This window comes from Amycolatopsis sp. NPDC004625 (assembly GCF_040609695.1).
GTDB lineage: Bacteria > Actinomycetota > Actinomycetes > Mycobacteriales > Pseudonocardiaceae > Amycolatopsis.
On record NZ_JBEXKX010000007.1, the window covers coordinates 16707 to 38814 of the forward strand.

General features: G+C 72.4%; 22 protein-coding genes. 9 read left to right on the forward strand and 13 right to left on the reverse strand.

Going from position 1 to position 22108, the window contains the following annotated elements:
* Nucleotides 1-9 precede the first annotated feature (9 nt).
* Nucleotides 10-516, reverse strand: coding sequence for a DUF3558 domain-containing protein (locus ABZW17_RS09765; RefSeq protein WP_354811544.1), 507 nt, complete (start codon nucleotides 514-516; stop codon nucleotides 10-12).
* 25 nt (nucleotides 517-541) lie between these two features.
* Nucleotides 542-892 carry a hypothetical protein gene (locus tag ABZW17_RS09770; protein ID WP_354811546.1) on the reverse strand — a complete coding sequence of 117 codons (351 nt, stop codon included), beginning with the start codon at nucleotides 890-892 and terminating at the stop codon, nucleotides 542-544.
* 119 nt (nucleotides 893-1011) lie between these two features.
* On the opposite strand from ABZW17_RS09770, the gene ABZW17_RS09775 reads away from it, so the two are divergent.
* From ABZW17_RS09775 to ABZW17_RS09790, 4 genes are all read left to right on the forward strand, one after another.
* On the forward strand, nucleotides 1012-1167 hold the full coding sequence (locus tag ABZW17_RS09775; protein ID WP_354811548.1) for a hypothetical protein: 156 nt from the start codon (nucleotides 1012-1014) through the stop codon (nucleotides 1165-1167).
* Entirely contained in the window at nucleotides 1164-2231 is a 1068-nt protein-coding gene (locus ABZW17_RS09780) for a MoxR family ATPase (protein WP_354811550.1), read from the forward strand. Before ABZW17_RS09775 ends, ABZW17_RS09780 begins: the two co-directional genes overlap by 4 nt.
* A 68-nt stretch (nucleotides 2232-2299) precedes the next feature.
* A complete protein-coding gene (locus ABZW17_RS09785) occupies nucleotides 2300-3574 on the forward strand; it encodes a DUF58 domain-containing protein (protein WP_354811552.1) in 1275 nt (424 codons plus the stop codon).
* A gap of 61 nt (nucleotides 3575-3635) precedes the next feature.
* Entirely contained in the window at nucleotides 3636-6209 is a 2574-nt protein-coding gene (locus tag ABZW17_RS09790; RefSeq protein ID WP_354811554.1) for a DUF3488 and transglutaminase-like domain-containing protein, read from the forward strand.
* A 372-nt stretch (nucleotides 6210-6581) separates the two neighbouring features.
* Here the strand turns inward: ABZW17_RS09790 and ABZW17_RS09795 are convergent, their stop codons facing one another.
* The 3 genes from ABZW17_RS09795 to ABZW17_RS09805 form a co-directional block, all read right to left on the reverse strand.
* Nucleotides 6582-6986, reverse strand: a complete 405-nt coding sequence (locus tag ABZW17_RS09795; RefSeq protein WP_354811556.1) for a DUF3040 domain-containing protein — start codon at nucleotides 6984-6986, stop codon at nucleotides 6582-6584.
* 467 nt (nucleotides 6987-7453) lie between these two features.
* Entirely contained in the window at nucleotides 7454-8668 is a 1215-nt protein-coding gene (gene dinB / locus ABZW17_RS09800) for a DNA polymerase IV (RefSeq protein WP_354812035.1), read from the reverse strand.
* 94 nt (nucleotides 8669-8762) lie between these two features.
* Entirely contained in the window at nucleotides 8763-9488 is a 726-nt protein-coding gene (locus tag ABZW17_RS09805) for a methyltransferase domain-containing protein (protein ID WP_354811558.1), read from the reverse strand.
* 106 nt (nucleotides 9489-9594) lie between these two features.
* Between ABZW17_RS09805 and ABZW17_RS09810 the strand changes: the two genes are divergently transcribed.
* The 5 genes from ABZW17_RS09810 to ABZW17_RS09830 all read left to right on the forward strand — a co-directional run bounded on the left by ABZW17_RS09810 (nucleotide 9595) and on the right by ABZW17_RS09830 (nucleotide 14618).
* The gene (locus tag ABZW17_RS09810) at nucleotides 9595-10488 is read left to right on the forward strand and encodes a ParA family protein (protein ID WP_354811560.1); all 894 of its coding nucleotides are present in this window, start codon (nucleotides 9595-9597) and stop codon (nucleotides 10486-10488) included.
* Between the two features lie 3 nt (nucleotides 10489-10491).
* On the forward strand, nucleotides 10492-11301 hold the full coding sequence (locus tag ABZW17_RS09815; RefSeq protein WP_354811562.1) for a DNA-formamidopyrimidine glycosylase family protein: 810 nt from the start codon (nucleotides 10492-10494) through the stop codon (nucleotides 11299-11301).
* Between the two features lie 124 nt (nucleotides 11302-11425).
* Nucleotides 11426-12457, forward strand: a complete 1032-nt coding sequence (gene add / locus ABZW17_RS09820) for an adenosine deaminase (protein WP_354811564.1) — start codon at nucleotides 11426-11428, stop codon at nucleotides 12455-12457.
* Nucleotides 12458-12953: 496 nt separating this feature from the next.
* The gene (locus tag ABZW17_RS09825; protein WP_354811566.1) at nucleotides 12954-13514 is read left to right on the forward strand and encodes a GNAT family protein; all 561 of its coding nucleotides are present in this window, start codon (nucleotides 12954-12956) and stop codon (nucleotides 13512-13514) included.
* 66 nt (nucleotides 13515-13580) lie between these two features.
* Nucleotides 13581-14618: a quinone-dependent dihydroorotate dehydrogenase gene (locus ABZW17_RS09830; RefSeq protein ID WP_354811568.1), complete on the forward strand. Its 1038-nt coding sequence runs from the start codon at nucleotides 13581-13583 to the stop codon at nucleotides 14616-14618.
* Here ABZW17_RS09830 and ABZW17_RS09835 read toward each other — a convergent pair.
* The 8 genes from ABZW17_RS09835 to rimO form a co-directional block, all read right to left on the reverse strand.
* A complete protein-coding gene (locus tag ABZW17_RS09835) occupies nucleotides 14590-15996 on the reverse strand; it encodes an amidase family protein (RefSeq protein WP_354811570.1) in 1407 nt (468 codons plus the stop codon). The two genes, ABZW17_RS09830 and ABZW17_RS09835, sit on opposite strands and share 29 nt — an antisense overlap.
* A 467-nt stretch (nucleotides 15997-16463) precedes the next feature.
* On the reverse strand, nucleotides 16464-17444 hold the full coding sequence (locus tag ABZW17_RS09840; RefSeq protein ID WP_354811572.1) for a hypothetical protein: 981 nt from the start codon (nucleotides 17442-17444) through the stop codon (nucleotides 16464-16466).
* 30 nt (nucleotides 17445-17474) lie between these two features.
* Nucleotides 17475-18317, reverse strand: a complete 843-nt coding sequence (locus ABZW17_RS09845; RefSeq protein ID WP_354811574.1) for a PspA/IM30 family protein — start codon at nucleotides 18315-18317, stop codon at nucleotides 17475-17477.
* Nucleotides 18318-18805: 488 nt separating this feature from the next.
* The gene (locus tag ABZW17_RS09850) at nucleotides 18806-19264 is read right to left on the reverse strand and encodes a helix-turn-helix transcriptional regulator (protein ID WP_003066272.1); all 459 of its coding nucleotides are present in this window, start codon (nucleotides 19262-19264) and stop codon (nucleotides 18806-18808) included.
* A gap of 99 nt (nucleotides 19265-19363) precedes the next feature.
* Nucleotides 19364-19759 carry a CinA family protein gene (locus tag ABZW17_RS09855; protein ID WP_354812037.1) on the reverse strand — a complete coding sequence of 132 codons (396 nt, stop codon included), beginning with the start codon at nucleotides 19757-19759 and terminating at the stop codon, nucleotides 19364-19366.
* A complete protein-coding gene (locus ABZW17_RS09860; protein WP_354812051.1) occupies nucleotides 19756-19965 on the reverse strand; it encodes a hypothetical protein in 210 nt (69 codons plus the stop codon). The genes ABZW17_RS09855 and ABZW17_RS09860 overlap by 4 nt, the downstream gene beginning before the upstream one ends.
* Nucleotides 19966-19988: 23 nt before the next feature.
* A complete protein-coding gene (gene pgsA, locus ABZW17_RS09865; RefSeq protein ID WP_354811576.1) occupies nucleotides 19989-20630 on the reverse strand; it encodes a CDP-diacylglycerol--glycerol-3-phosphate 3-phosphatidyltransferase in 642 nt (213 codons plus the stop codon).
* On the reverse strand, nucleotides 20627-22063 hold the full coding sequence (gene rimO, locus ABZW17_RS09870) for a 30S ribosomal protein S12 methylthiotransferase RimO (protein ID WP_354811578.1): 1437 nt from the start codon (nucleotides 22061-22063) through the stop codon (nucleotides 20627-20629). Before rimO ends, pgsA begins: the two co-directional genes overlap by 4 nt.
* Nucleotides 22064-22108: the final 45 nt, after the last annotated feature.

The window sequence follows — 22108 nt, forward strand, 5'->3', positions numbered from 1 at the left end:
ACCTCCTGGTCAGGGCAGCTTGGGTTCGACCAGCCCGGCCACCGTGCCCGCGCGACGGCACGCGAGCGGGGTGTCCGAAAAGCCGGTGTTGCTGACGTCGATCTGAACGCTGGCGCCGTCGCCCACGCCGATCAGCACGGCACAGGTGCCGTCGGCGGCCTTCTTGTCCGCCACCCGCAGCGCGGGGTGGGCACCGACCTTCGTCTTCGTGGCCGTCTTCTTCGCGACCTCCAGATCGGCCAGGCCGTCGGTGTCGCTGAGGGTCAGGGTGACGCCGAAGGTGCCGGGCACGCTCCAGTCGCACGCGCGGGCGCCGCCGATGTCCTTGGGCTTGCCGAGGACGCCGATCCCGGCCGTCGACCGGTCCTGCGGGTCGAGCAGCGTGCACGGGTCGAGCGCGGCCAGGCCGGTCCAGGCGACCGGCGGGCGTTCGGACGTGGACGTGTGCGCCGCGGTGGCCGGCTCGGCACTCGGTGCCTGCCCGCAGCCACCGAGCAGGAGTAGAAGGACGGGCACGGACCACCGGACCGTCCGCCGCCGCTCAGCCACCGGTGCAGTCCACGCCTTCGGCCGCCTGCTCGTCCGCGTGCTGGTACTTCGCCAGCGCCTCGCCGATCCGGTGCTTCAGCGTCTCCAGTTCCTTGCCGAACGCCGTCAGCTGCTGGACCGCCGAGCCCTGGCCGCCGATGCCGTACTCCGCCATGAACTCGCCGATCTCGCCCGCGTACCCGCCGCCGAGCGGCACGCTCCGCCCGAGCACCTTGGCTTCGCGGACCATCTCGCCCACGACGTCCTGCAGGGCACCGAGCTTCGCGTAGGCGTCCGTGGCCAGCTCGGGCGCGACCGCGAAGCCGCGCAGGTCGAAGGGCGGCTGCGTTCGCACCTCGCTCATAAGCGGTTACGCCTCTCCGTAGCCGGGCGACCTCGAACCGCAGCATACGACAGAGCAGGGTGTCAGCGGGAGCACCCAGAATCGGGTGAAAGGGCACCCGTTCGGGGTATCGTCGCTGCTTGCGCAGTGTCATCGCGGGGTTCCACCCCCCGGTTCGCCCGGGTTTGACACACTGGGTGGCAGGCTGGTCGCTGCGCGCGGACACCAGCGAGGGGCCGTTCGGCCCGGCGGTGCGCACAGTGCGCGCGGCCATGCGCCACCAGGAGGTCGAGTGACGTCGAGAATCCAGTCTGCCGCGCCCGGATCGGGCGAGCAGGCATCCGGGCGGCCGCCTTATCCGGCGGAGCCCTCGGGCAACGGCCGGGCCCCCGGCCAGCCCGGCAGAGTGCCGCTGGACGAACTGCACGAGACCGCGCGGCGGATCGCCGCCAACGTGGAGCGGGTGCTGGTCGGCAAACCCGACGTCATCCGGATCGCGCTGGTCACGCTGCTCGCCGAAGGCCACCTCCTGGTCGAGGACGTGCCCGGCGTCGGGAAGACCTCGCTGGCCAAGGCCCTCGCCCGGTCGATCGACTGCACGGTCAGCCGCATCCAGTTCACCCCGGACCTGCTGCCGAGCGACGTCACCGGCGTCTCCATCTACAACCGGCAGAGCGGCGGGTTCGAGTTCCGCCCCGGCCCGGTGTTCGCGAACATCGTGGTGGGCGACGAGATCAACCGCGCCTCGCCGAAGACGCAGTCGGCGCTGCTGGAGTGCATGGAAGAGCACCAGGTCACCGTCGACACCTCGACCTACCACCTCGACGAGCCGTTCATGGTGATCGCCACCCAGAACCCGATCGAGATGGAAGGCACCTACGCGCTGCCCGAAGCCCAGCGCGACCGCTTCACCGCGCGGGTGTCCATCGGCTACCCCGACCAGCAGGCCGAGCTGGCCATGGTCGACGAGCACGCCGGTCACAACCCCCTGGACGACCTGCAGCCGGTGTCCGACGGCGAGACCGTGCACCGCCTGATCGAGACGGTCCGCGGTGTGCACATCGCGCCGGAGGTCCGCCGGTACGCCGTCGACGTCGTCGCGGCCACCCGGCAGGTCCCGGAGATCCGGCTCGGCGCGTCCCCGCGGGCCACGCTGCACCTGGTGCGCGCGGCGCGGGCGCAGGCCGCGCTGTCGGGCCGCGACTACGTCGTGCCGGACGACCTGCACACGGTCGCGGTCCCGGTCCTGGCGCACCGCCTGGTGCTGACCACCGAGGCCCACGCGGCGCGGCGGTCGGCGACCGACGTCGTGCGCGCGGTGCTGCACCGGGTGCCGGTGCCGCAGGGTTCCCGGCCGTAGCCGGTGACATCTGGGGCTCCGCCACCCGAACCCCCGAAAAATCGTCCGGCGAAGGGGAAGAGAACGGCATGCTGCGTGCCCTGTCCGGCCTGACCACCCGCGGCCGCTGCCTCCTGGCCGCGGGGATCGCCGCCGCGGTGTGCTCGTTCGTGCTCAACGAGCGTGACCTGCTGCGGGTGGCGGTGTTCGTGGTGGCGCTGCCGCTGCTGGTCGCCGTGTTCATCTCGGCGACCCGGCTGCGCATCGGCGCCACCCGCGCGCTGCGCCCCGAGCGGGTGGCAGTCGGCGGGAACGGCGAGGTGCAGCTGGAGCTGTGGCGCAGCGGCCGGCTGCCGGCCGGGGAGATCCTCCTCGAAGACGGCGTGCCGTACGCGCTCGGTTCGCGCCCGCGGTTCGTCGTCGAACGGCTCCCGCACGACCGCCGGGTGGCGCTGCGGTACCCCCTGCAGCCGGTGCTGCGCGGGATCCAGCAGGTCGGGCCGCTGCGGGCGACCATCACCGACCCGTTCGGGCTGTGCGAGTTCGAGCGCGAGCTCATCGGGCATTCGCGGCTGGTGGTGGTGCCCCGCGTGGTGCCGCTGTGGGGCCTGCCGAGCGGCGCGGGCATCGGCGTCGGCGACGACGGCACGGTCCGGCTGCACGCCGGCCAGGGCGAGGCCGACGTGATCGTCCGCCAGTACCGCCAGGGCGACGACCTGCGCAAGGTCCACTGGCGCTCGACGGCCCGCCGCGACGAGATCATGGTCCGCGTGGAGGAGCGCCCGTGGCGCGGCGGCACGACGGTGCTGCTGGACCACCGGGCGGCCGCCCACCACGGCGCGGGCCCGGCGGCGAGCCTGGAGTGGGCGGTGTCGTTCGCGGCCTCGGCGGCGCTGCACCTGCGCCGGTCAGGCCACCGGGTCCGGCTGGTGAGCGAGCACGGCGCGACGCTGGCCGACACCCCCGGCGACGGCGGCGACCACTACGACCACGTGGTGCTGGACGCCCTGGCGGCGTTGCAACCGGCCCACCAGCGCGACATCACGCTGGCCGGCGACCCGGCGGAGGGCCAGGAGCTGATCGCGGTCCTCGGCACGGTGAGCACGGAGGCGGTGCACGAGCTGACCCAGTTCCGCCCGCGCGGGATCAGGAGCTTGGCGGTCCTGCTGGACACGCCGACCTGGTCGGCCGGGGTGACGGCCCCGGAGCAACGAGCGGCGGCGACGGAGGACTCGGCGGCGCTGCTGCGCGCGGCGGGCTGGGGTGTCGTGGTCGCGGGACCGGGGTCGCCGATGCCGCAGGTATGGGCCGAGTTGTGCCGGAGCGGGGCTCGCCGGGGAACGTTGATCGGGGGGCCACGATGAGGACTGCCGTGTCCGGGACCAGTTCGTCCACCCACCTTCCCGTGCTGATCGGGGGCCCGCGATGAGCACCGCCGCACCCCCGCGTCCGACCGAGCGCCCCGCGCCTCGGCCCGACCGGCCCCTTTCCGCCTGGCGCAGCAGCGTCCTCGCGCCCGTCGCCGCCGGGCTGGCCACCCTCTGCGCCGCCACCTCCGTCACCAGCGTCGTCTCCGGGCTGGCCTGGTTCGGCTACCTCTTCGTCGCCGTCCTGCTGATCGGCGCCGCCGGGCTCGCGCTGCGGTCGCTGCAGGTGCCGACCGTCCTCGTCGGCCTCGGGCAGCTGGTCGTCCTGCTCTTCCTCATCACCGGGGCCTTCACCACGCACGGCATCCTGCAGGTGATCCCCGGCCCCGAAGCGTTCTCCGAAATCGGGACCACGCTGTCGGCCGCCGCCGAGCAGATCCGCGTCGGGCTGCCGCCGGTCGAGGGCAGCCAGCCGATCCTGTGCCTCGTCACCATCCTGATCGGGCTCGTCGCCGTCCTGGTCGACACCCTCACCGTCGCCGCCGCGGCGCCCGCCGCGACCGGGCTCGTGCTGCTCTGCGTGTACGCCGTACCGGCCGCACTGAGCGAGGAAATGCTGCCGTGGTGGACGTTCCTGCTCGGCGGCGCCGCGTTCGCCGGCCTGCTGGCCGTCGACGGCAACCACCGCCACCGGCGCTGGCGCACCCGCGAGGCGCCCGGGCGCAGCGGCAAGCCGGGCGTGCTGTCCGCGCCGGTCGCCGTCGTGTGCGCGGCGATCGTGCTCGGCCTGCTGGGCGGGGCGATCACCTGGGTCGGCACCATCGGGCGGATGCCGTTCGCCAGCGGCGGGAACGGCCCCGGCGCGGGCTCCGGCGGCTTCGGCATCCAGCCGTTCACCGAGCTGCGCGGCATGCTCGACCAGGGCGCCAACCGCGAGCTGTTCAAGGTCCGCGGCCTCGGCACCGACCGGCGGCTGCTGCGCGCGATGACGCTGGACACCTACTACCCCAACAAGGGCTGGGGCCTGCACGACGAAGGCCGTTCGCAGCAGGGCACGCCGGTCGGGCCGCGGCTGCCGCCCGCCCCGGGCGACGACGGCACCGGGGCCGCGCGCAAGATCGACGTCGAGCCGACGAGCTGGCGCGACAACTGGCTGCCGGTGTACGGCGCGCCGCGGGTGATCGACGGCGCGGCCAACGGCTACCTCTACGACCAGATCAGCGGCACGGTGTTCACGACGCGCAGCGAGGCTCCGCCGTCGTACACCGAATACGCGTCGCTGAAGGAACCGACGGCGGCCGAGCTGCGGGTCACCGCGCGGGTCGACGACCTGCCGCCGCGCTACACCGAGATCGACCAGGTCGACGGCCGCGTCAGCGCGAAGACCCAGCAGCTGATCGCCGGCGCGGCCAACGACTTCGACCGGGCGTCGGCGATCTGGCGGTACTTCACGGCGCAGAACGGGTTCGTCTACGACACGAAGACCGCGCCGGCGAACGACGCCGACGCGCTCGCCGACTTCATCCTCAACGGCAAGCGCGGCTTCTGCGAGCAGTTCGCGTCGGCGATGGCCGTGATGCTGCGGGTGGCGGGCATCCCGTCGCGGGTGGCGATCGGGTTCACGCCGGGCGTGCAGGTCAACGACTACCTGTCGATCAGCACCCAGGACGCGCACGCGTGGGTCGAGGCGTACTTCGGCGACAAGGGCTGGGTGACGTTCGACCCGACGCCGCTGTCGGACGGCCGCGGCATCACCCCGTCGTACCTGCAGGCCGGCCCGCAGGACGGCACCCAGCCGGACGACACCCAGGTGGCGCCGAGCACGGTCCAGTCGAGCGCGGCGCCGACCGGCGTCCCGCGCGACACCGAGCAGAACCTCCCGACCCAGGCGGCGAAGGACGCTTCGGGCAGCGATGGCTGGTTGTTCAACTTCGCGCTGGTGCTCGCGTTGCTGGGCGCGGGCGCGCTGGTCGTCGCGGCCCTGCTGCGGCGGCTGCTCAACAACGGGCGCAGGCGAAATGCCACACCGCCGGCGCCACTCCCGGAGGCCGGCCCGGCGCCCGGCGACCGAAGCGAAGGGTCGTTGCTGGTACGGGCGGCCCCGCCGGCGGCCGCCCCATCCCGGACGCAGGCCCTGCTCGGCTGGCTCCCCCTGCTGGCGGCCGGGTTGTGGATCACCGCGCTCGGCCTGCTGGCGGCGACGGTGTCGTGGTGGCTGGGTGTACTGGTGGTGCTGGCGTTACTGCTGGTGGCGGGCCCGGCGATGGTCCGCGAGGCAATCCGCCGACGGCGCCTGCAGCGCATCGTCCAGCAGCAACCGGGCGCGGCCGACGCGGCGTGGGCGGAGCTGCGCGCGGAGTGCGCCGACCGCGGCCTGCCGATCCCGAGCAGCGACACGGTCCGCGTGGCCGGCCAGAAGCTGGCGGCGAAGCACCACCTGGACGACGAAGGCCGCGAGGAGCTCCGGACGGTCATCGGCGCACTGGAGCGATCGTGGTACGGCGAGGACGAGACGCCTCAGCCGGAACTCCAGCCGGCTTTCGACGGACTCCGGCGAAGCTTGCGCCGAAACGCACCCCTTTCGTGGAAGGGACGCCTGTTCCCACGGTCGGTCTTCCGCAACCGCGACTGACGAGCGCCTCCAGGCATCACGCGTGACCCGAGGGGCATCACGCGTGATCAGCGGGGCATCACCCGTGATCAGGGAGGCATCACTCGTGCGGGGAGGGGCATCTCGCGTGATCCCCGGGGCATCAGCGTGATGCCCCGCCAGTCACGCGAGATGCCCGCTCAATCACGCGAGATGCCCGGCTGATCACGCGGGTGCCGGCTCGGGTTGCGCGGGGTCGGGCGGTGATCACGCGGGTTGGGCGTGCGGGGGCTCACCCTTGTGGGGGTCACCCACTGTTACGCCAGCCGCGGGCGGGCGACTGAGGGTGTGTGAGCACACAAGAAGATCCGCGTCCCGCCGAACGGCGGGACGCGGATCTCTGGTCTTGCGGCGCTACTGCTCCTCGAAGCGCTGGCGGAAGCGCTCTTCCATCCTCTGGGTGAAGGAACTCCGGCGGCCTGCTTGCTTGCCGCCGCGTGCGCCCGATCCACCGCCCTTGCCGTCTCCTTCGGCGCCGTGCCGAATCGATGTGACGGCCATCATGACTCCGAAGAACATCACGAGGAACCCGAGCACGCTGATCAGCGGGATGTCGGCCACCCGGAACTGCGGCACCACCACGCCCAGCACCAGCAGGGCCACGCCCACTACGAACAGGGCGATGCCCTGAATACGCCGTCGGCGAGCGGGGCGACGCAACCGGGTGCCACGCACCGTGGATGCGAACTTGGGGTCCTCGGCATAGAGCTCGCGCTCGATTTGATCGAGCAGCCGCTGCTCATGCTCGGAGAGTGGCATCTTTCCTCCTCCGGCACAGCTGTCGCGGGCGCCGGGCCGCGCAACGTCCTGGACCCAACAGCCAACCCCAGGCGGGGTGGCACTGTCCAGGATACGAGGCCCGCGCCCGCACGACTACCCGATCCCGCATCCAGAAGGGATCGAATTGGGCTAAATCCGGCCCGCGGGGTGTTGCGGACGGTCACCGTAGCCCAGGGTGACCGTTTTACCGCATGTTCGACGTTGTGGGGGAACGCCCACCGCGCCCCGGATCACGCCGGGTGATCGGCCGCCCGGCACCGGGTGCGAGGGTGGCCTTCACCGCCGCGATCAGGCCGGCCAGCGGCTCACCAAGAGCTCGGCAAGCCGGACTGGGCGGGCTCGGCGACGGCCAAGCCGACGCGAGGCCATCGAGGCGGCATCCCAAGAGACAGCATCCCCGCGCCAGGCAACACCGAGCTCCACAGCCAGCGAACCAGAACCAGCCCTCACCCCTCCCGCGGCGCCAGCAACGAAGCCGGCCGCACCGCGGCGGAGCCGAACTTCGACCTCGCCACGTCCGCCGCCACCTCCGCGTCGCGCCACCTCGGCACCGGGGATTCGAACACCAGCTGCTCCCCCGCCTCCCCCGTGTCCAGCCCCTCCACCCGGACCCCGATCAGCCGCACCGCCCCCGCCGGGGCGTGTTCCGCCAGCAGCGCCACCGCCACCGCGTGGATCTCCCGGGCCACGTCCGTCGCCGAGACCAGTGTGCGGGCCCTCGTGATCGTCCGGAAATCCGCGAACCGCACCTTGATCGAGACCGTCCGGCCGCGCACCGCCCGCGCCCGCAACGTCGCCCCCACCCGCTCGGACAGCCGGAGCAGCTCCAGACCGAGCGCGGCCCGGTCATGCCGGTCGACGTCGAACGTGTGCTCCGCGCCGATCGACTTCTCCGGGGCGTCGACCACCACCGCGCGCTCGTCCACGCCGTGGGCCAGCCGGTACAGGTGCTCGCCGAGCGCCGCGCCCAGCGACTTCTTCAGCCGCTCCGGCGGGAAGGCCGCGACGTCGGCGATCGTCTCCAGGCCCAGGCGGCGCAGGTTCTCCTCCGTCCGCTCGCCCACGCCCCACAGCGCCGACACCGGCAGCGGGTGCAGGAACGCCAGGGTCTCCGCCGCCGGCACCACGACCATGCCGTCCGGCTTCGCCATCCCCGAGGCGAGCTTCGCCACGAACTTGACCTTCGCCACCCCGACCGAGCAGGTGATCCCGTGCTCGGCCTCGACCCGCGCGCGCAGCTGCGCGCCCAGCGAAGCCGGCGTTGCGCCCAGCCGCCGCAACGCCCCGCTGACGTCCAGGAACGCCTCGTCCAGGCTCAGCGGCTCGACCAGCGGCGTCAGCTCGCGGAAGATGCCCATCACCCCGCGGGACACCGAGCCGTACAGCCCCGACGTCGGCGGGATGTTGATCAGGTGCGGGCACAGCCGCTTCGCCGTCGAGAACGGCATCGCCGAGCGCACGCCGAACTTCCGCGCCGGGTAGTTCGCCGCGGCCACCACCGCCCGCGGGCCGCCTCCGGACACGACCACCGGCTTGTCCGCCAGCTCGGGCCGGGTCCGCAGCTCCACCGACACGAAGAACGCGTCCATGTCGACGTGCAGCAGCCCGCACCCGGTGTCGTCCGGCACCGGCTCGCCCGGCCGGACCTTGAACCGGCCCATTCCGCCCGGCAACTCGGCATTTCGTCCCACGCCGGGGACGCTACCGCCCACCACCGACAGTTTTCGATCACCGGCAGCGCGACGGCGGAAAACCTCAGGCCGGCCGGGCGACCGCGTGCAGCCGGCCCGCGATGTCGCGCAACGCCGGCGACGCCGCCGCCGCCCGCTCGAACGCCGCCAGCTCGTCGTCGCGGACGTCGCCGGGCACCAGGTCCGAGATCACCCGGTCGCCCTGCAGCAGCGTGACTTCGAGGCCGGCCGCTTCCAGGCCGGCCCGCAGGCCGTCGGCGGAGAACCGGCGCAGCACCGTGTCACCCGGGGCGACCCCGTCCGCGCTCTCGAGCAGCCGCTGGGCCTCGCCGACGCGCCCCGCCAGCGCGCGGTGCAACACCGCCGCGTGGCGGTTCGCCACCAGCACCGACACCGCGCCGCCCGGCGCGACCGCCGTCGCGAGGGCCGTGAGCACCGCCGCCGGGTCGTCGACGATCTCCAGCAGCCCGTGCGCCAGCACCAGGTCCGCCGACCCCGCCTCGACGTGCCGGCCCAGCGCGTCGGAGTCGTCCGCGACCACCGTGATCAGCTCGGAGACGCCCTCTTCCCCGGCCCGGCGCTGCAGCGTGGCCAGCGCGTTCGGGCTCGGCTCGACGACCGTCACCCGGCAGCCCGCCGCCGCGAACGGCACGGCCCAGCCGCCGCTGCCCCCGCCGACGTCGACGACGAGGGGGTGCTCGGCGCCGCGGGCGCGGGCGGCCTCGATCTCGGCCTCGAGCACCCGGCGGACGGCGCCCGAACCCCGGGCGGCCACGGTCTCCGTCTTCATGTCGCACAGGGTAGTGCCCGGCCCCCGCCGCCTCCCGAGCTCCTCCCTTCGAGTGAACGGCCCTTGCCCGGCGGCGCCGTGCGGCCGCACCCGTAGGCTGGAGAACGTGCACACGGTCGCCGTACTCAGCCTCAAGGGAGGCGTCGGCAAGACGACGGTCGCTCTCGGTGTCGCGTCCGCCGCCCTGCGTAGGGGCACCCGGACCCTGGTGGTGGACCTCGACCCGCAGGGCAACGCCACCACCTCGCTCGACCCGCCCTTCACCGACGCCACCCTCGCGGACGTGCTCGAAACCCCCACCCGGGAGATGCTCGAGCGCGCGATCGCGCCGAGCGTCTGGAGCGAGGACGTCGACGTCCTCGTCGGCGCCGAAGAGCTGGAGCTGCTCAACGACCCGGACGCCGACAGCGAGCGCCTGGCGAACTTCTCCCGCGCCCTGGACGAGCTGCACCGCGAGCCGCTGCACGAAACGCCGTACGAGCTGGTGATCCTCGACTGCCCGCCGTCGCTGGGCCGGCTGACGAAGTCGGCCCTGGTGGCCGCGGACAGCGCGCTCATCGTCACCGAGCCGACGATGTACGCCGTCGCCGGGGCGTCCCGCGCCCTGGAGGCGATCGAGAAGATCCGCAAGGAGCTCAACCCGCGGCTGCGCCCGATCGGCGTCCTGGTGAACAAGCTGCGCGTGCGCTCCTACGAGCACCAGTTCCGGATCGCCGAGCTGCGTGAGAACTTCGGCTCGCTGGTGATGCCGACGGCGATCACCGACCGGCTGGCCGTGCAGCAGGCGCAGGGTGCGTGCAGCCCGATCCACGAGTGGCACTCGCCCGGCGCGCAGGAAATCGCCCTCACGTTCAACATGGTGCTGGCCAAGATCCTGCGGTCGAACCGGGCGGGGCGCCACCGCATCGCCGGCGAGGACCCCGAGGGCCCGGACTGGCCCGAAGGCCCGGCCCCGGAGACGCCCGAGGCACCGGCCGAGGTGTCCGAATCCGCGGGGTGAGCCGTGCCCGAAGGTGACACCGTCTACCTGGTCGCGAAGCGCTTCGCCACCGCGATGACCGGGAAGACGTTGCTGCGCGGGGAGTTCCGCGTGCCCCAGCTGGCCACTGTGGACCTCGCCGGGCGTAAGGTGCTCGGCGTCGGGACGGTCGGCAAGCACCTGTTCACCCGCTTCTCCGGCGACCTGACCCTGCACTCGCACCTGATGATGGACGGCATGTGGGACGTCTACCCGGCCGGCGCGAAGTGGCGCCGGCCCGGCCACCACGCCCGCGTGATCTTCACCGCGGCCGACGTCCAGGTGATCGGCTTCCGCGTGCACGACCTCAAACTCGTGGCCACTCACAAGGAACACGACCTGGTCGCCCACCTCGGCCCGGACGTGCTGGATCCACAGTGGACCGAAGACCACCTGAAGCAGGCGGTCGCGAACCTGACCGCCGACCCCGCCCAGGAGCTCGGCATCGCCCTGCTCGACCAGCGCGTGCTGGCGGGTGTCGGCAACCTCTACAAGTGCGAAATCGCTTTCCTGCTCGGCGTCACGCCGTGGACCCCGGTGTCCGAAGTGGACGCCGAACAGACGGTCACACTGGCCCGCAGGCTGTTGCTGGCCAACGCCCGCTCCGGGCGGTTCGACCAGAGCACCACCGGCCACTTCGACCGCAACCGCAAGAACTGGGTCTACGAGCGGACGCGCCAGGGCTGCTTCCGCTGCGGCGGCAAGCTCCTGGTCCGCACCCAGGGCCACGACGTCCGGCGGCGGCCGACGTGGTTCTGCCCGAAGGACCAGACAGGCCCGTACCCGGCGCAGTAAGCTGGGTCACGTGACGACGTTCAAGCTCCCGCTCTACGGGGCCGACACCGAACGCGGCGACCTCGCTCCCTGAGCCGCGCGCGCTCCTCCCGTCACCCCATCCGAACACTCAGGAAGCTCGGTCATGCCCGGAATCCGAACCGGGCAGGCGCTGCGCGCGTTCGCGCACGCCCTGCCCAAGGTCGAACTGCACGTCCACCTGGTCGGCTCGGCGAGCCTGCCGACCGTGCTGGAGCTGGCCCGGCGCCGCCCCGCCGCCGGCGTCCCCACCGACGAACGCGAGCTGGCGGAGTTCTTCACCTTCCGCGACTTCGCCCACTTCCTCACCGTGTACCTCGCGGTCACCTCGCTGGTCCGCGACCGCCACGACGTCCACACCCTCGTGACGGGCCTGGCGGCGGATCTCGCCGCGCACAACTGCCGCTACGCCGAAGTGACCGTGACGCCGTACAACCACCTGCTCGACGGCATGCCCGGCGACGAGCTGCTGTCCGGGCTCGAAACCGGCCGGGCCCGCGCCGCCGAACTGGGCGTGGAACTGGCCTGGTGCTTCGACATCCCGGGCGAAAAGGGCATCCAGGCCGGACGAGAAACACTCGTGTTCGCGCTGCGCGAACGCCCCGAGGGCCTGGTGTCGTTCGGGCTCGGCGGCCCGGAACTCGGCGTCGGACGCGCGCAGTTCGAGCCGTTCTTCACGCGGGCGCGCGAAGCCGGGCTGCACAGCGTCCCGCACGCCGGGGAGACCACCGGACCGGCCACGATCTGGTCCGCGCTGCACGACCTCGGCGCCGAGCGGATCGGGCACGGCACCAGCTGCGCGGCCGACCCGAACCTGCTTGAGTACCTTGCCGCGCAACGCATCCCGCTCGAAGTGTGCCCGACGTCGAACGTGCGGACCGGGCAGGTCCCGTCCCTGGACGCGCACCCGGTGCGGCGCATGCTCGACCACGGCGTCCTCGTGACGCTGAACACCGACGACCCGCCGATGTTCGGCGCCACGCTCACCGGTGAGTACGTCGCCGTCGCCGAGACGCTCGGGCTCACCGCGGCCGAGCTGGCCAGGCTCGCGGAGAACGCCGTGGACGCCTCCTTCCTCGACGAGCGGCGGAAAGCCGTCCTGCGGAGCGAGATCACAGCTGTGCTGGCCCGAAAATGACGTTGCACGGCACCGCGAACTTCACCTAGCGTGGAAGTACACGAGAAAGGAGGTGGTCCTAAGTTGTATTCCAACAGGACTCGTGAGGTGACTGTCCGCTAGCGGAGGGTACGTGGAGGACTTTGAGCAGCGATACAACTGAGCCACCTTCGGCTCATCGCCTGCTTCACGTGGTGCCTGATAGCGAATACCAGGCAGTCACCGTGCCCCCGGGGTTCCCGAGCACCAGTCCGGCTCGGGCTCAGGCGTTTGACGGCGCTTGAGAGCCGCCCCGGGGGTTCCTTATTGCCCATCCGGCCAAAAGCAGGCCGCCCTCCGAGCGGCACGCAACTGTTGCTCGAGAGTGATCGGCCGTGGCTGTGGCCGGATGGGCAATGATCGATACAGCCCGCTCATTTGTGCAGGTCATGCCTTCCGGCGTCGTAAGACGACCGTCCGGCGATCAGCGTTCCGCTGTTCTGTCCCCCGGACGGCTGAACCTCGCTAGCCTGGACGCATGCTCAGGCCCGACTACCCGATCACCACGGAACGCCTGCTCCTGCGCCCGTTCACGCCCGAGGACCTCGACGCGTTGAACTCCTTCCAGTCCCGCGCCGACGTCGCCCGTTACCTGTACTGGGGGCCACGCAGCCGCGCCGAGTCCGCCGCGGCGCTCGCCAAACGGGTGCACAGCTCGACGTTGACGAAGGAAGGGCAGCTGCTGGCCGTGGCGGTCGAACTGGCCACGACCGGCCAGCTGATCGGCGACCTGAACCTGGAGTGGCTCAGCAGCGAACACCGGCAGGGCGAGATCGGGTTCGTCTTCCACCCCGACCACCACGGCAAGGGCCTGGCCGCGGAGGCGGCCACGGAACTGCTGCGGCTGGGGTTCGAGGACCTGGGGCTGCACCGCATCATCGGCCGCTGCGACGGCCGGAACACCGCGTCGGCCGCGCTGATGGAACGCCTGGGCATGCGCAAGGAAGCGCACCTGAAGGAGAACGAGATCGTCAAGGGCGAGTGGACCGACGAGCTCATCTACGCGATGCTCGAAGACGAGTGGAAGGACCGCGACTGAGTGGTCCCGTTCACGCGGGGGTGACGCTCCGGTCGCGGGCCCCGGGCGATTTGGCAGCATGGGGGCGTGTTCTTCGACAAGATCGTCCGCCCGGCGCTGTACCGGCTCTCCTACCACGACCCCGAGCTGGTGCACGAGCGCACGATCGGCGTCCTGGCCCGGCTCGGCAAGGCCGCGCCCGCGCTCGGCGGCGCCCTCCGCGTCGACGACCCGGTGACGGTGCTGGGCCTGCGCTTCCCCAACCGCGTCGGCCTGGCCGCCGGGATGGACAAGAACGGCCGCGCGCTGTCCGCGTGGGCCGCGCTGGGCTTCGGTTTCGTCGAGGTCGGCACGGTGACGCGGCTGGCGCAGCCGGGCAACCCCAAGCCGCGCCTGTTCAGCCTCCCCGCCTCCGACGCGGTGATCAACCGCATGGGTTTCAACAACGACGGCGCGGAAGCCCTCGCGGCGAAGCTCGCCCGCGACGGGAAACCCGGCGTGCCGCTCGGGATCAGCATCGGCAAGTCGAAGGTGACCCCGCTCGAGGACGCCGTCGAGGACTACCGGTTCTCCCTGCGTGCCCTGCACCCGTACGCCGACTACTTCGCGATCAACGTCAGCTCGCCGAACACCCCCGGGTTGCGGCAGCTGCAGGACCGCACCGCGCTCGCCGAACTGCTCGGCGAGCTGCGGGCGACGTCCCTTGAGCTCGCCGGTGCCGGCCCCGCGACGCCGGTGCTGGTGAAGGTCGCGCCCGACCTGACCGACGAGGCGCTGGCCGAGCTGCTGGAGGTGGCGCTCGAGCACGGCGTCGCCGGGATCATCGCCACGAACACGACGTTGGCGCGCGACGGCGTCGCGGCCGCGGAGAGCAGCCTGGCCGGACAGGCGGGAGGTCTGTCCGGCCGGCCGCTGACCACCCGCGCGGCCGAGGTCGTGCGGTTCGTGCACGACCACACCGGCGGGCGCCTGCCGATCATCGGCGTCGGCGGGATCATGGGCCCGGACGACGCGATCCGGCTCGTCGACGCGGGGGCGTCGCTGGTGCAGCTCTACACGGGCTTCGCGCTGCACGGGCCGGGTCTGGTGCGCCGGGTCAGCCGGGGCCTCGCAGCCCGGCGGTAGACGCGAAGCGCACGTAACCGCGCCAGGATTCGTAGCGCTCCAGGCCGGGCCCGTCCGCCGTCAGGCACCGGACGGCCAGCGGGGCGGTGCCGTCCTCCAGCTCGACGCGGTCGAGCACGAACGGCTCCTTCAGGCCGGCGGCGAACCGCTCGAACGCGGCCGGCGAGAGGCGCCAGCGCTCGCCGTCCAGGCCGCAGCCGCCCGGGAGCACGCCCGGCTGCGGCGGTTCGGTGGGCAGCAGCACCATCCGGTAGGCCTCGATGGTCCGGACCGGTCCGGTGAAGCGGGCGCCGAGGGCGGTGAGTTCGGCGTTGAGCGGCTGCCCGCGCAGGTGGGCGCCGAACACGACGACGTCTTCGCCCGGCTCGGGGTAGGGCGTCATCGGCTCGTCCGTGCAGACGGTCGCCAGGTCGAGGGCGATCTGGTCTTCGAACGCGCGCGTCAGGAAGGTGACGCCGAAGGGACGGCGGTCGCCCGGCAGCACCGGGACGGTCACCGCGGCCACGTCGAGGAGGTTCGCGAAGGCGGTGCAGGCGGCCAGGCGGTGCCCCACGCCGGCCGGGTCGGCCAGCGCTTCGGCGATCCCCGGGTGGTCCGGCACGGTCGGCACGACGAGGGCGTCGAACCCGTCGAAACCCCGCTCGGGTGCGGAGATCGGGGTGAGGATCGCCCCCGCGGCCTCAAGCCGGGCGACGACGGTCCGGAGCGCGAGGCTCGCGGCTTCGCCGAGGGGCAGGCCGGTGGGATAGGCGATCCGGGGGTGCTCGCCGGCGCCGAGGCGGACGTCGGCGGGCCAGGTGCGGTCGCCGCCGGTCATCGAGGTGAGGGCGCGGTGGGCCGTGACCAGGCTCTTCGTGTACACGGAGACGTGGTCGGCGGCGGGCAGCAGGCCGCGCGTCGGCTTCACCGCGGCGACGGCGTTCAGCGCCGCCGGGACCGCGCCACCGGTGCTCAGGGCCAGGTCGACGACGCCGAGCGCGACGGCGACCGCGGCGCCGTCACCGCCGACCTTGGTGCGGTCCCAGGCGCCGGAGATCGAGCCGGCGCCGGTCTTGCCGAGCACGACGGCACCGGCCGCGGTGAGCCGCGCGACGACGGGCGCGCTGGTTTCCGCGACGCCGTGGCCGGACGGCTGCTGGGCGACGTCGATCCGGTCCTGGACGGCGATGACCGTGCCGGCCAGCGGCAGGTCCTCCCCCGCCGTGACGCGCTCGTCGACGGCCTTGGCGTCGACGAGGACGTCTTCGACGGCGCGGAGGGTGGTCCAGAGGTCGGGGCGGCCGGCTTCGGTGAGCCGCTCGAAGGCGGCGATGACGCGCTGGGAGGCGGTGGGCGGGGTGGTGGGCACGGGGTCCGGGTCCGGCGGGAGCGTGTTCACGGGGCGTCCTTTCCTCGGCGGTCGAGAAAGTCCACTGTGTACGGTCGGCGCCGGCGAACCTCAGTCCACGGCGGGCCTCCCGGCGAGTGACACCTCGGCATGCATGAGAGAAACGTTAGGTGGCCGACGTTTCCGTCGCCATCAGTTTCCGATTACGCGCGGGTTTCGGCACCAAGAGGTGAACAGGGGGCGACGCCGGGGTGAAACGCACGATCACGCACGCGCGGTGACGACCCGGGCCGGCGGCCGGATGGCGGCACCCGAACGGCCGAGTTTGAGATCCTGATGGCTCAGCAAAGCCCGAATCCGCGTGACGAAGCCCGAAAATCCCGTGATTGGCAGGGCATCACGCGTGATTCGACGGGCATCTCGCGTGACTGGCGGGGCATCGCGGTGATGCCCCGCCAATCACGCGTGATGCCTGTGGGGACACGCGTGATGCCCCTTGCCGCACGCCTGAGGTGGGGTCAGGAGAGTTCGCGGAGGGCCATGGCGAGGCCGGCCAGGTGGTCGGTGGCGTCGGTGAGGGCCTGCTTGGACGTCACCAGGCCGTCGCTCGAAGCGGCGACCGTGTGGCCGGCCGCGGCGACCAGGCCGCGGTAGCCCTCGAGGCCGTCTTCGAGCTGCTCACGGAGCTTGCCGACCGCCGCGTCCAGGGCCGCCTTTTCGCGGGCGGGCGCGGAGTCGCGGCCGCGTTCGATCGCCTGGATGCGCCCGGCCAGACCGCGCAGGGCGGCGGCCGCCTCGGCGGCCGTCTGGCGGGCGTCCGCGACCGACACTTCCGAGACCGGCGTGGTCCCCACCGAAGACGGCACTGACAGCTGACGCAGCAGCTCGGTCAGGGACGCCTCGCACTCGGCGAGCCGTTCCATCGGCTCGCGGGCCGCCGACCGGGCGGGCGGCAGCGGGGGCGGGCCGGCGGGGGCCGCCGGGATCGGGGTGCGCTTGAGGTCGCGCAGCTTGAGGCCGGAGCGAACGCTGAACGTGCCGAAGATGACCGCGCCGGCGAACGCGGTGATCGCCTGCGGCATCATCGCGGCGCTGGTCGGGCTGAGCCAGCCCACCGCGGCGGCCACCGTCACGACGAGGCACAGGATCGTCAGGATGATCCACAGCGTCAGCGCCTTCGACGTCCGGCGCTTGCGGCGTTCCAGTTTCGCGGCCGGGTGGTTCCAGCGGTCCCACTTGGCGCGGGCCTCGGCGAACGCCGGGACCTGGTTGGCCATCGACGACAGCGAGGCCGTCATGTCGGGCCGCCGCACCGGCGGGCGCTGCAGCGGGTTGGGACGGGCGGGCTTCCCGCCGGCCTGCTCGGCCGGCGGGAAGTACTTCTGCACCTTCTGGAGCTTTTCCTGGGCGCGGACGGCGTAGTCGGGCAGCTTCTCGATGTGCTTCTCCAGCTTCGCGCTCAGCTCGCCGAAGTCACGTCGTCTGCCCTGCTGCCCCATCACGCGCCCCCTTGGAACGGTCGGCCCCGGTCAGGCCGGGTTCTTGCCCTGCTCGGCCTGCACGCGCGCCTGGATCTCGCGCTGGATGTCGGCCGAGCTGCTGGCCGGCGCCTGGGCCGTCTTGCCGCCGTCCGTAACCTGCGCGACCGAGTCACCGTGCATCGACGCGCGGATCTGCTGCAGCCGCGACTGGCCGGCCAGCTGCGTGGTGGAAGCCTGGACCTCCATCATGCGCCCCTGGACCGAGTTCTGGGCGAGTTCGGCCGAGCCCAGCGCCGTGGTGTAGCGCTTCTCGATCTTGTCGCGGACCTCTTCCAGCGACGGCGTGTTGCCCGGTGCGGCCAGCTGGCTCATCTGGTTGAGCGAGGCGGAGACCTGCTCCTGCATCTTCGCCTGCTCCAGCTGCGAGAGCAGCTTGGTGCGCTCGGCGAGCTTCTGCTGCAGCATCTGCGAGTTGCGCTCCACGGCCTTCTTGGCCTGGGCCGCGGCCTGCAGCGACTGGTCGTGCAGCGTCTTCAGGTCCTCGATGTTCTGCTCGGCCGTGACCAGCTGCGTCGCGAAGCTCTCCGCGGCGTTCTCGAACTCGGTGGCCTTCTGCTCGTCACCCTTGGAGCGGGCTTCGTCCGCGAGGACGAGGGCCTGCCGGGTCGAGGCCTGCAGCTTCTCCACCTCGCCGAGCTGCCGGTTGAGCTTCATCTCCAGCTGCCGCTGGTTGCCGATCACGGAGGCGGCCTGCTGCGTCAGCGCCTGGTGGTTGCGCTGCGCCTCCTCGATGGCCTGCTGGATCTGTACCTTCGGGTCGGCGTGCTCGTCGATCTTCGACGAGAACGCCGCCATCATGTACTTCCAGAACTTCACGAACGGGTTGGCCATCTCCTCCGCCTGCCTTCTTGCGTCCCACGGGCCTTGGTACTCGGGGTGGTGGGGCGTCGCTCCCCTGCACTAGCAACGCACCGACCCCGGCGTCGGGTTCCATCGTGTCAGGTCGGCCACGTCCGTTCCAGGCGACCCGGCCGAATTCAGGGATACCCCTGATCACTACCCGTAGACAACGCAGCCGGGCCCGGGCGGGTTGCCCGGGGTCGGTGGCCGGAAAAAGCGTGCGGGAGCCGGACGTCTCGAAGCAGCAAAACCCCACGTCGGAGGCCCGGCGGCGCACCTCGGGCACCGACGCCGACGGCCCCGGGCGGGTGCCCGGGGCCGTCAGCCGAAACAAGTGGTGGAATGGCCTGCGAAGCTCCACCCGGCGCACACCGCAGAACTCGCACCGGGCGGGTCCGGGGACTCGGCCCCCGGATGACACGCGGAAGGGCGTTCAGGGCGAGCGCACTCCGCGAGCACGCTCCGCCCCCTGCACGCCCTTACGCCGCGATGGTCGAGGCCAGCTTGGGCTGGCCGATCGTCGTGCGCAGGGTGGTGTTCATCCGTGGCGCCGGGGAAACCCGCAGGTCGGCGAGGTCGTTCCCGATCAGCTCGGACATCAGGCGGCCGCCCTCGATGCCGGCTGCCGAGGCCTCGGCGCCCCGCTTCTCCCGGGGCGTCCCTTCCACGATCCGCTCGTCGACCGGTGCGACCTCGACGTTGTCGAGGGCCGAAACGTCCGCCGCCACGTTGTGCAGCAGCTCGCCGAGCGGAAGGTCCAGGGCCTGGCAGATGGACGCGAGCAGTTCGCTCGACGCCTCCTTCTGGCCCCGTTCCACCTCCGAGAGGTAGCCGAGGCTGACCCTGGCGGCGCGGGAGATGTCGCGCAGCGTACGACGCTGGTTGGTGCGGGCATGACGGAGCCGATCACCGATCGCCTCACGCAACAGCACGGTCATCACGCGCCTCCCTTCCGAACAAGTACCCCCTACGTTACCCAGAGCGGTGCCCCGGGCGCAGGAGTTGGTGTGCACGTACGCCAAGGGCGAACGCGTGTCTCACGCGAGATGTTCCCCGAGCAGGGCAAACGCCGCCAGGACCGATCGGGTCCTGATCAAGTCCCGGTCGCCGGTGAGGGCGAGGGTCCGGACGGTGCGTGTTCCCGGCCCGGCCAGCCCGACGTGCACGGTACCCGGTGCGGCACCGTCCTGGGCGGCGGGACCGGCCACCCCGGTGAGGCCGAGGCCCCAGGTCGCGCCGCAGCGGTCCCGGGCCCCCTCGGCGAGCTGCGCGGCGACCTCGGCGTGGACGGCACCGTGCTCGGCCAGGAGGGCGGCGTCGACGCCGGCGAGGCGGTGCTTGAGTTCGGTGGCGTAGACGACGAAGCCGCCGCGCAGGACCGCGCTCGCGCCCGGCACGGTCGCGAGGGTCGCGCAGACGAGCCCGGCGGTCAGCGACTCGGCGGCGGCGACGGTCTCGCCGCGCGAGGTGAGAGCGGCGACGAGGACGGCGGCTTGCTCGTGCCCGGCAGCGGCACCACGGACGGCAGGCGCAGCGGCTTGCCCATCCCCGGCAGCCGCACCACCGGCAGCAGGCGCAGCGGTTTGCCCATCCCCGACAGCCGCACCACGGACGGCAGGCGCAGCGGCAGCCCGGCCACCCCCGGCGGCGGTCTCGGCCACCTCAGCTCCCGGTGACCCGGCGCCCGGCCGCGCGCAGCCGGACCGCGCGGATCAGGTAGTCCACCCCGGTCACCACCGTCAGCACCAGCGCCAGCCCCATCAGCGCCCACCGCACCGGGTCCGCCCCGGCCGGGAGCGGCAGCAGGTACGCCACGATCGCCGCGATCTGGGCCAGCGTCTTCGCCTTGCCGCCGCGGCTGGCCGGGATCACGCCGTGGCGGATCACCCAGAAGCGCAGCAGGGTCACGCCGATCTCGCGGACCGCGATGACGATCGTGACCCACCAGCCCAGCTCGCCCAACACGCTCAGCCCGACCAGCGCCGCGCCGGTCAGCGCCTTGTCCGCGATCGGGTCGGCGATCTTGCCGAAGTCGGTGATCAGGCCGTACTTGCGGGCCACCCAGCCGTCCAGCTGGTCGGTGGCCGAAGCGATCGCGAACAACCCCGTCGCGATCGCGCGCCAGGTCGTGTCGTGGCCGTCGCCGACGAACAGCGCGATCACGAACAGCGGGACCAGGACCAGGCGCGACAGCGTCAGGAGGTTCGCGACGTTGAGCGTCGGGACCGGGGTCGGCGCCGGGACCTGGGCGGGGCCGTCGTGCGTCAGGCCCTCGTCCGCGGCGTCGCTCGGCAGCGCACTCACCGGTCGGCGTCCGGTACCGCGCGGACGATCAGGTCGACGCCCGCCGAGTCCACGACCTCGCACCGCAGGAAGTCACCGACCTGCGTCTTCTCCGGCGCGTCGAGGATGACGCACTCGCCGTCGACCTCCGGGGCCTGGTGCGCGGCGCGGCCGGTGAGCTCGCCGTCGTCGTCCAGCTCGACCAGGACGTCGACGAACGTGCCGATCCGGTCTTCGGCGCGCTGCGCGGTCAGCTCCTCGACCAGCGCGGAAATCCTGGTGACGCGCTTCGCCACCTCTTCGGGGTCGAGCTTGCCTTCGAAGGTCTCGGCCTCGGTGCCGTCCTCGTCCGAGTAGCCGAAGACGCCGACGGCGTCGAGCCGCGCCCCGGTCAGGAACCGCTCGAGCTCCGAAAGGTCGTGCTCGGTCTCGCCGGGGAACCCGACGATGACGTTGGTCCGGATGCCGGCCTCGGGCGCGTACTCGCGGATCTGCTCGCACAGCGCGAGGAACGAGTCCGTCGAGCCGAACCGGCGCATCCGCCGCAGCACCTGCTCGCTCGAGTGCTGGAAGGACAGGTCGAAGTACTCGGCGACGCCCGGCGTGGTCGCGATGGCCTTGACCAGCTGCGGGCGCGTCTCGGCCGGCTGCAGGTAGGAGACGCGGACGCGCTCGATGCCGTCGACCTCCGCCAGGCGCGGCAGCAGCCGCTCCAGCGCGGTGGCGCCGTCGCGGCCGAAGTCCTTGCCGTAGGACGTCGAGTTCTCGCTGACCAGGAACAGTTCCTTGACGCCGTGTTCGGCCAGCCACATGGCCTCGGCGACGATCTCGTCGGGCTGCCGCGAGACGAACGAGCCGCGGAACGACGGGATCGCGCAGAAGGAGCAGCGCCGGTCGCAGCCGGAGGCGATCTTCAGCGCGGCGACCGGCGAATCGTCGAGGCGCGTGCGCAGCACCCGCGGACCCCAGCCCTTCTGCGCGTGGCCGGGGACCTCCACCGTCTCGGCGGCGGCGGGCCGTTCGACCGGGCTGATCGGCAGCAGTTTGCGGCGGTCGCCCGGCGTGTGCGAAGCGACTTTGCGGCCCGCGACGACGTCGTCGAGCCGGTCGGACAGTTCGGCGTAGTGGTCGAAACCCAGCACCGCGTCGGCCTCGGGGAGGCTGTCGGCGAGCTCGTGCCCGTAGCGCTCGGCCATGCAGCCGACCGCGACGACCTTCTTGCCCGTGTCGGACGCGGCGAGCAGCGTGTCGACGGAGTCCTTTTTGGCCGATTCGACGAAGCCGCAGGTGTTGACCACCACGACGTCGGAGTCCTCGGGGTCGGCCGCCAGCTCCCAGCCGCCGGCCGCGAGCCGGCCCGCCAGCTCCTCCGAGTCGACCTCGTTGCGGGCGCAGCCCAGGGTCAGCAGGGAGACGCGTCGGGGGGCGGCTGGGTCCGTGGCAGGGGAAGGCACGACGTTCAGGGTAGCCGCCGGTCCCGGGCGGCCCGACGACGGCGT